The 8,438-nt window shown below is 70.8% G+C and carries 8 protein-coding genes and 2 pseudogenes; 6 read left to right on the forward strand and 4 right to left on the reverse strand.

Going from position 1 to position 8,438, the window contains the following annotated elements:
- Positions 1 to 36 precede the first annotated feature (36 nt).
- The 3 genes and pseudogenes from Q0840_RS18320 to Q0840_RS18330 all read right to left on the reverse strand — a co-directional run.
- Positions 37 to 1,128 (reverse strand): LacI family DNA-binding transcriptional regulator, encoded by a 1,092-nt coding sequence (locus tag Q0840_RS18320; protein WP_298462385.1) that lies wholly within the window; start codon positions 1,126 to 1,128, stop codon positions 37 to 39.
- An 87-nt stretch (positions 1,129 to 1,215) separates the two neighbouring features.
- The gene (locus Q0840_RS18325; protein WP_367183155.1) at positions 1,216 to 1,953 is read right to left on the reverse strand and encodes an amidase family protein; all 738 of its coding nucleotides are present in this window, start codon (positions 1,951 to 1,953) and stop codon (positions 1,216 to 1,218) included.
- Between the two features lie 208 nt (positions 1,954 to 2,161).
- Positions 2,162 to 2,923: pseudogene (locus Q0840_RS18330) on the reverse strand (amidase family protein); the annotation flags it as partial.
- A gap of 353 nt (positions 2,924 to 3,276) precedes the next feature.
- On the opposite strand from Q0840_RS18330, the gene Q0840_RS18335 reads away from it, so the two are divergent.
- Positions 3,277 to 3,663, forward strand: coding sequence for a hypothetical protein (locus tag Q0840_RS18335; RefSeq protein WP_298462386.1), 387 nt, complete (start codon positions 3,277 to 3,279; stop codon positions 3,661 to 3,663).
- A 155-nt stretch (positions 3,664 to 3,818) separates the two neighbouring features.
- Here the strand turns inward: Q0840_RS18335 and Q0840_RS18340 are convergent.
- Positions 3,819 to 4,594 (reverse strand): annotated as a pseudogene (locus Q0840_RS18340) (SDR family oxidoreductase).
- Between the two features lie 613 nt (positions 4,595 to 5,207).
- Here Q0840_RS18340 and Q0840_RS18345 point away from each other — a divergent pair.
- From Q0840_RS18345 to Q0840_RS18365, 5 genes are all read left to right on the forward strand, one after another.
- Entirely contained in the window at positions 5,208 to 5,627 is a 420-nt protein-coding gene (locus Q0840_RS18345; protein WP_298462388.1) for a hypothetical protein, read from the forward strand.
- Between the two features lie 354 nt (positions 5,628 to 5,981).
- Positions 5,982 to 6,449, forward strand: coding sequence for a hypothetical protein (locus Q0840_RS18350; protein ID WP_298462389.1), 468 nt, complete (start codon positions 5,982 to 5,984; stop codon positions 6,447 to 6,449).
- Positions 6,450 to 6,541: 92 nt separating this feature from the next.
- Entirely contained in the window at positions 6,542 to 7,027 is a 486-nt protein-coding gene (locus tag Q0840_RS18355; RefSeq protein ID WP_298462391.1) for a hypothetical protein, read from the forward strand.
- 135 nt (positions 7,028 to 7,162) lie between these two features.
- Positions 7,163 to 7,678, forward strand: a complete 516-nt coding sequence (locus Q0840_RS18360) for a GNAT family N-acetyltransferase (protein ID WP_298462393.1) — start codon at positions 7,163 to 7,165, stop codon at positions 7,676 to 7,678.
- Between the two features lie 139 nt (positions 7,679 to 7,817).
- Positions 7,818 to 8,357 carry a GNAT family N-acetyltransferase gene (locus Q0840_RS18365; RefSeq protein ID WP_298462395.1) on the forward strand — a complete coding sequence of 180 codons (540 nt, stop codon included), beginning with the start codon at positions 7,818 to 7,820 and terminating at the stop codon, positions 8,355 to 8,357.
- Positions 8,358 to 8,438 lie beyond the last annotated feature (81 nt).

The following is an 8,438-nucleotide window of genomic DNA, read 5'->3' on the forward strand; positions in this document are numbered from 1 at the left end:
GAGGCGGCTGCGGCGCCGGCCGGGGCCGCCTCACCCTCACGCGGTCTCCCGGACCACCAGCTCGACGTCCAGGACGATGCCGACGGCGTCCGGATCGCGCGCCAGCTCGGGCATCATCTGCGGCACCGGTCGACCCAGCCGGTGCACCAGCGCCTGGGCCATCAGCCGACCCTGGTCGGCGGTGCGCTGTCTGATCGTCGTCAGCGGCGGGTCCGAGACCGCAGCCATCTCGGCGTCGTCGAAGCCCACGACCGCCACGTCCTGCGGCACCCGCCGGCCCTCCGTCCGGAGCCCGTTGATCGCCCCCAGGGCCATCATGTCCGAGGCCACGAACAGTCCGTCGAGGTCGGGGCGCCGCCTCATCAGGGCGACTGCGGCAGCGGCACCACCCTGCGTGGTGAAGTCGCCCGTCTGCACCAGGTCGGCGTCGAACCGCGGACCCAGCCCCGCCCGGAAGCCCTCCAACCGGTCCACGCCGGCCGACATGTCCTGCGGCCCGGTCACCGTGCCCACCCGCGTCCGCCCGACCGCGGTCAGCCGCTCCGCCGCGAGCCGAGCACCTCGTCGGTTGTCGTGGTCGACGTAGGCGATGTCGACGCCGAGGCCGCCGACCATCGGCCGCCCGCCCACCACGAGAGGCACACCGGTGCCGGCGAGGCGCTCGACCGCGTGCAGTCCGGCGTGCTCGGAGATCACCAGCACCCCGTCCACGTGCCCACTGCGCACGGACCGCTCGACGCCGCCGATGTCGTCCGGCGTCTGCGCCATCGACAGCACCAGGCGCATGCCGCTGCGCGCCAGCTCGGTACTCACTCCCCGGACGATCGCCGCGAAGAACGGGTTGGAGAAGAAGCGCGTGCTGGACTCGGCGGCGACCAGGACCACCGCATCGGTGCGCCGTGTCACCAACGACCGAGCAGCCAGGTTGGGCACGTACCGCAGGTCCCGGATGGCCTGGTTCACCCGGTCCACCAGCACCCGGTCGACGAACGACGCCCCGTTGACCACACGGGACGCCGTCGCGCGCGACACCCCGGCGTGGTGGGCGACCTGCTCCAGGGTGATCCGGCCCCGACCGTGCGACCCGTCGACGGACCGCGCTCCCGGTGGCCCCGCTGGATCGGACATCGGTCGTCATCCTAGGACGCTCGGGCCCGTGCCGATCTGCGGCGCCGGTCGTCCTCGGCGGGTCCAGACCCAGCTCCGCCGCCGAGCTCACCGTCCACCGGCGACCTCGGCGAGGTGGCGGCGCCAGCCGCCGGTCGCGGTGATGTCCCGGGCACGGGCGAGCGCGAGGGGTTCGCACAGGAACCCGCTGACGGTGGCGCCGTCGGCCAGGGCCACCGGACCGATCGCCATCGGCCAGGGGAGGGTGGCGACGAGATCGGCGAAGCCCGCCGGGGGGAGCGTCCACACCTCGATCTCGATCGCGGCCCCGCGGTGCGTCACCCGTTCCAGGCCCGGCTCGGGCGGCGTCGTCGCGAGCGCGTGCGGGCGGTAGCCGGGTGCCGTCGTGGTGGCCCGGACGAACGTGCCACCGCGCGCGGTGAGCTCGCCGTTGAGGGGCTGCCCGCGCAGGTGCGCCCCGACCACCGCCAGCGGCACGGCCCCCTCGGCCGCGGGCCTGTCCGCGTCGGCCGTGGGCAGGACCGCGTCGGCCGCGTCGACCGCGGGCACCCCCGCCGGCTCACCGGTGAGCAGCCGTCCGAGCTCGGCGAGCCGGGCGTCGCAGAACGCCGGTCCGACCAGCTGGACGCCGAACGGGAGCCCGTCGACCTGCCCGGCCGGGACGGCCAGCGCCGCCAGGTCGAGCAGGTTGGCGAAGTTGGTGAACCGGCCGAGGTCGCTGTTGACGCCGACGGGGTCGGCGGCGACGTCGGCCAGCGTGGGGTGCTGCGTCGTGGTGGGGAGCAGCAGCGCGTCCACCGCGGACAGCTCGCTCGTCGCGGCCATCCGCAGCCGGTCGAGGGTCTCGAGGTGGCTGAACAGCGCGTGCGCGGGCAGATCGGCCGCCGCCCGGATGATCCGGCCGACGACGGGGTCGACGTCGTCGTGCCCGGCGTCGACGAAGGTCCCGACGGCGGCGTAGCGCGTGGCGACGAACGCGCCGTTGTAGAGCAGCCGCGCCGTCGTAGAGCAGCCGCGCCGCGGCGAGCAACGGGGCCACGTCCACCTCGACCGTCCGGACGCCGGCGTCGCGCAGGGCAGCGACCGCGCCTGCGAAGGCCTCGGCCCAGCCGGGGGCGAGGGGGCCGAGTGCCGCCGCCGCGGGGACGGCCACCACCCCGATCCCCGCAGTGGCCCGGACCGGCGCGCCGGTCCGGGCCAGCGGGTCCGTGCCGTCGGGTCCGGCGAGCGCGACCAGCACCCGTTCGGCGAGCGCGACGGTGCCCGCGAACACCGAGACGCAGTCCAGCGTGCGGCACGCGGGCACGACGCCGGTGACCGGCACCAGGCCGCGGGTCGGCTTGACGCCGACCAGGCCGTGCAGCGCCGCCGGTACCCGCCCGGATCCCGCGGTGTCGGTGCCGAGGGCGAGGTCGGCGATCCCCAGCGCGACCGCGACGGCCGAGCCGCTGCTGGACCCGCCGGAGATGCGGTCGGGTGCGGTCGCGTGCCGGACGGCGCCGTACGGGCTGCGGGTGCCGACCAGGCCGGTGGCGAACTGGTCGAGGTTCGTCGTGCCGAGCACCACCGCGCCGGCGTCCCGCAGCCGCGCCACGGCGGTCGCGTCGGCGGGCGCCGGACCGTCGGCGAACGAGGGGCACCCGGCGGTGGTCGGCGGCCCCGCCACCGCGATGTTGCCCTTGGGCGCCGTCGGCGTCCCGGTCGCCCAGCTCGAGTCGGCGACGTTCGACTGGGTGCGGGATGTCGACGCCGACGCGGTGCGCGGGTGCGTCGGGACGCACCTGGGCGTCACCACGCTGCCGGACGACGAGCGAGCAAGGCCCCGTGGACCGGCGCACCCCCCGCGCGAGATCTCACGAGTTGGCCTGCGCTGGGTTCCCCACCGACGGCTCGACCAGGTAGGTGGGGGACTCGGACACGCCGTGTGCGACTACGAGGACTCGGCTGAGTGCACTGGGACCCCACAGCGGCCACCGGGATGCGCTGAGGGACACCTTCCCGCGACAGGTCTGTCGCAGCAGGTGCTCTCGCCCCCAGCGCAACGGCTTCGCGTATCTGGCGCACGCGCACGCGCGACCGGCGGCATGAGCGTGCGGTTCTCCGTGCAAGGAGAGTGCGGCAGGCTGTCCCGATGCGCACGGTGCCGACGTGAGGATCTGGCGGCGCAGGCCCGTCGTCGAGCACGACTTTGGCCCGGAGTTCGAACCGTTCCGTGATGGCCTCATGGTCCTCACCCAGGACGGTCGGCCACTGGGCCATGTGGCGACCTCGCTGGGGCAGTTCCGGACGCCCTTCGCCCCGCTCACCCCGCAACCGTGGATCTGGCTCGTCGTCGTCTGGGCCGACGGCGTGAAGGAACGTGCGGTCGAGGACTACCCACCCTGGAGCTACGTCGCGGAGATCCGCCAGGGCTACCTCGAGTGGCCGGGCACCAGCCGCACCGACCGAGCGGGTCGCTACCAGATCGAATGGGTCGCTCCTGAGCAGGCACACGCAGAACGCGAGCGGCTCGGCATCCGCCCCGAGGACTCTTGAGCCAAGGCCGAGCGCTCTCGATTTCCTCGGCAGGCGGTCCGGTCGGCGGCAGATCCGGGCGAGCGCAGCCGCCCTCACCGCGGCATGAGCGAGCGGCGCGAGCAGCCGTTCTGGCTTGTGCCGTTACGCGACGTGGCAGTTCTCGATGGCCCCGGTCAGGCGAAGCCGCCGTTGCTGTTGAGGAGCTGGCCGGTAATCCATCCCCCCTGAGTTGAGCAGAGGAACGTGACGAGGTCCGCGGTGTCAGCCGGCGTGCCGAGGCGGCCGAGCGGAGTCTGCGTCGCGCCAGCGGTGCGTATGGCGTCGGACATCCATCCTGTGTCGATCGGACCTGGGTTGATGACGTTGGCGCGGACTCCGAGATGGGCCAGTTCGAATGCAGCGGCCAACGTAATGCGGTCCAACGCGGCCTTGCTGGCGCCGTAGGGCAAGTTGCCGACCGTGTGGTCGGAGGTGAGCGCGATGATGCGTCGGCGTGCGTCCTCGCCCATGGCGTGCCTGGCGAACGCCCGGATGAGTAACCAGGGTGCTCGGGCGTTGACCGCGAAGTGAGGTCGAAGCTCTCGACGTTGGTGTCGAGGATCCCACTGGCGACCGATTCGCAGTGACACATCACGAGCGCTTGGACATCGCCAAAGGTTTGCACGGCACGGTCGAACACCTGGTCCGCAACTTCCGGGTCCGCCAAATCGGCCTCGATCGCGACCGCTCTCGCTCCCGCCACCCGCAGTTCCTCGACGATGGCCTCGGTGGATCCAGGTTCGCCACCCCACGGCATGCGCGCGTCGTAGGGGGAGTAGTACGTGAAAACGATGTCCCAGCCGTCCAATGCCAGGCCACGAGCGACTCCAGCGCCGATGCCCCTGGTTCGACCGACTCCGGTGACTAGAGCGACCGGTCGTCGTCCCCACTCGTCAAAGTTCCTCGTCATCCCTTGAGTGTCGCCGAGGTCAGCATGCCGAGTCGCGGAGTGGGCGCGCCGCCGCCGTTGCACGGTCATCGGCACGAGCGCGGAGCCGACCGGTGGGGGACGCGCGGCGCCGGGAGCCGACGACCGCGTCGCGGCATGTGCGGATGGGCAAGGTCTACGTGCGAGGGTGTCGGCGTGTGGCGGGCAATCGGGAAGACATGGAGCCGTTGGCGGCGGCAGCACGCTAGCCAAGTTCCGTACGGCGACTGCCCTCTTTGTGACCACGACTGGCGCGAGCACCACCCCGAACAAGGATGCGGCGAGTGCTCATACGAGATCGAGCATCGCGAGCCCGGCGCTCCTGAATCGGTCTGTCGCCGGGCAGCGCCCGGCTGGACCTGGTGAAGAGGCGCGACCACCGGTGCCGCGCGCGACCTGCGGCACGTGCGGATGCGGGTCTGGGCGCTCGGGTGGCGCGGCTGGGTGCCCGTGCCTGGGTATCGGCGCCGCCGAGATTCCGCGCCATGTCGAAGGGCGTCCCGGCGAGTTCGGGCGGTTACGGTGCTCACCTCCGCGCGAGACCTGCCGATGGGGAGCCACGACGTGCTCCGCGCATTGTTGAGAGGACCTACCGGTGAGCCCGACCCGCTTGACCTTCATTGCCGCCCCGCTCGTGGCGATCGTCGCTCTCGCGGGTTGCGCACTCGGTGACGAGCCGGCAGTCGGCGCAGCGGCCGGACACGTGACCATGACCGATGCTCACGCGGCCACCCTCCGCATCTGCCACGCCGCGCTCGCCCTCGAGCACAACACCTTCGTCGAGTTCGACTGGAACACTGCCTACGAGTCAGCGGCCAACATGGACCTGGACGTGGGGCTCGTTCAGGACGAAGACGTCCGTGCAGCTGCTCAGCTCGCAATCGACACGGTGCCGGACCTGCTCGAGGACGAGAGCCTGAGCGACGACGCCTTCATCGAGGCCATCGTCCCCGTCATGAGCGGCTTCTACTCCGCGTGTGACGAGTGGGCGGCCGATCACCTCTACGACGAGTGACCGTCCAGCCGGCGCCACCCAGCGCCGGCGGCAGCGAGTCGCTAGCAACGGACGTGACAGCGGCATGTCCGGATGCTGCCCGACGAGCACGCGGGAGCATGAGTGCCGACGCGCCATGACGTAACCTCGCCAGGCGCCCCGGATGTCCCGACAAGAAGCGGGCGCAGTGACTCTCGATCGGCGCAGATCTCGCGAGTAAGAGCAGGAGGCCCGAACGTGCCTCGACCTGAGTTCAAGGCCGCTGTCAAGTCCTGCCGCGCGGAATTGTCGGCGAGAGGTTTCAAGTTGGTGGCGTCAGGCGGGTACCGCCTGGGGGCCGTACCGGTTCAGGCCCGTCTCGGGCGGCCCCCTTGGGTGACCGGTGACCCGCCGTACCACTGGCAGTTGTTCTTCATGAGTCCAGATGCCGTCTGGGTGCCGCGCGATGGCCTGACGGGCGAGGTGGTGTACGCCTACCGGCAAGACCAGCAGTCAAAGCCCGCTCTCGACTACTACCCGGTAGACACGGCCGAGGGCGTCGACCTGTTCTTGGAAGACTTTCGCCGGTACACGCTCCACCTACTCGACGGGGCGACGTCGGGTGACGCGCTGATAGGCATGCTCTTGCGCCGCGAGACCGCGCCCCCGGGTGGCTGGGGCAAGGGTCAGCGGAAGAACGAGACCGGGTTGGCGCGAGTCGTCCTGTCGATCGCGACGGCGTACGGCGTTCGCGACGCGTACCTTGAGCAAGCCGCCGCGATCTTGCGGGCCGAGTTGACCGAGTCCCCACAGCGCAGGGACCGGGCACAAGAGCTAGCCGCGCGCGAGGGGTTGTCTCTCTAGCAGTACGCCAGCACTTGCGCCGCGGGCGAACCCCGCCAGCACGCGGACGGCGGCATGAGCGTACGACGGGCGAGCTGCGCGACGATGGACGAGTGACCCGCGACGCCGATCTCGATCCGCTGCCTGTCGATGAGATAACCACCGAGCTACGTCAGTTCGCCGGCACTCTTGGCGGCAGCCTCGTCGGCGTCGCAGCCGTTGGCCGTGAGCGTGCGGAAGACGCTGGCGTCGTGGAAGGTGCCGACGTAGTGCCTCAACACCACGATGCAGTTGGCGTGTGGTGGGAGCACTCATCGGAGGACATCGTCGTCGGCATAGGCCAAGCGCCGGGCTGGGAGCTTCCCCGCTCGGCTGGCAGCGTCGATGTGGTGCGGGCGATCGTTGAGGAGGCCATCGCTGGCCGAGTGGAGGTCGGGCGGGGCCGAGGGATCACGACGTACAGGGTGCGGACGTCCGACGGTGTGGTCCGCGAGGACACGCACGAGGGGCTTGCTGGATTCCTGCTCTCCATGCCTTGGAAGCCGCGGATGCGCTGGAAGAAGGCTGCGCCGTACTCGTTCAATGCCGTTGGCGAGTAGCCCAGACAGCAAATTTTTCGGCGGGACGCACCGACACAGACGCCGGAGCCCACGGGCGCTCACCTCGACGTGTCCTGCTCGACTCGCCTGCTGCTCGCAGCGTTCCGGGCATCTGACATCTCATAGGGTCGCCGAATGGATTCAGAGGTCGTCGTGCGTAGCGCTCGTCTGGACGACGCCTTCGCGCTGGCGCGTGTGCACGTCGGGACGTGGCGAGAGACGTATCGGGGCGTCATGCGGGACGTAGTTCTCGAAGCCCCCGACTTCATCGCGAGGCGCGAGCAGTTCCGGACCACCGTGCTGTCCGACGCGCGCTTCGACGGCGGGGTCGCAGTTGCTGAACGCGACGACGAGATAGTCGGCATTGCGCTGGCGGGACCTGCCACTGGCGACGACGCCCGACGGGTGACGCAGTTGTACGTGCTCTACACGTACTTGGCCGTGCATGGCTCGGGGGTCGGCTCGGCGCTGCTCGCGGCAGTCTTCAACGAGCGCACGTCGTCGGCGCTCTGGGTGGCGGAGCCCAACTCTCGTGCTCATGCCTTCTACCGCAAGCATGGTTTCGTGCGGGACGGGACGATCAAGGTCGATGACGGCGTGCTCGAGGTCCGGATGGTGCGGCCCGCCGGGGTGTCGGCCTCGACATCCTGATCGCTCGCCCGTCGACATGACGCGAGATTCCGGCATGGCCAGCGCCGACCGTGGCAGCCGCAGGCACCGCCGCACGTGCGAATGCTGGAGAGGCGCGTCGACCACGCAGGCTGCGTGGTCCTCGGTGCACGATGGCCCGGTGTCGCAGCCACTCGTCGTCCCCGTGATCACCGGGCCATCCGTCATCCTTCGCCCGTTCCAGACCAGCGACGTGGAGGCGGTGCTCGATGCGACGACGGATCCGCTGATTCCCCTGATCACCAGCGTCCCGGACATCGCGGACAGCGAGCTCGCTGCCGCCTTCGTGAGGCGCCAGCATGAACGGGCAACTATGGGCGTGGGCTACTCGTTCGCGGTGGAATCTAGGGCGGTGTGCGTGGGGCAAATCGGTCTCTGGCTTCGCGACCTCGACCAAGGACGGGCCACGATCGGCTACTGGATCCGGCCCAGCAGTCGCCGCTGCGGTCACGCGACTCACGCACTGGGCGCCTTGACGCGGTGGGCGTGGAACCTGCCGGAAGTGCACCGGCTCCAGCTGTACATCGAGCCGCACAACGTCGGGTCGTGGCGCGCCGCCGAGCGTGTCGGGTACGCGCGTGAGGGGCTTCTCCGCTCTTGGGAGGTCGTGGGAGACGAGCGTCGAGACATGTTCATGTACGGAGTCACGCGGCAGCACTGAGGGCGGGTCTGCTGCACGGATAGGTGACAGTGGTTCTCAGGCGGCGAGTGCGACCTGAGGGGTCATGATGGCCTCGAATTC

The organism is uncultured Cellulomonas sp., from assembly GCF_947494015.1.
Classification (GTDB): domain Bacteria; phylum Actinomycetota; class Actinomycetes; order Actinomycetales; family Cellulomonadaceae; genus Pengzhenrongella.

What these genes read in the sequence shown, in the direction of transcription:
- Q0840_RS18320 (WP_298462385.1), bottom strand. Translation starts at nt 1,128, where the DNA reads ATGTCCGATCCAGCGGGGCCACCGGGAGCGCGGTCCGTCGACGGGTCG.
- Q0840_RS18360 (WP_298462393.1), top strand. Translation starts at nt 7,163, where the DNA reads ATGGATTCAGAGGTCGTCGTGCGTAGCGCTCGTCTGGACGACGCCTTC.
- Q0840_RS18325 (WP_367183155.1), bottom strand. Translation starts at nt 1,953, where the DNA reads ATGGCCGCGACGAGCGAGCTGTCCGCGGTGGACGCGCTGCTGCTCCCC.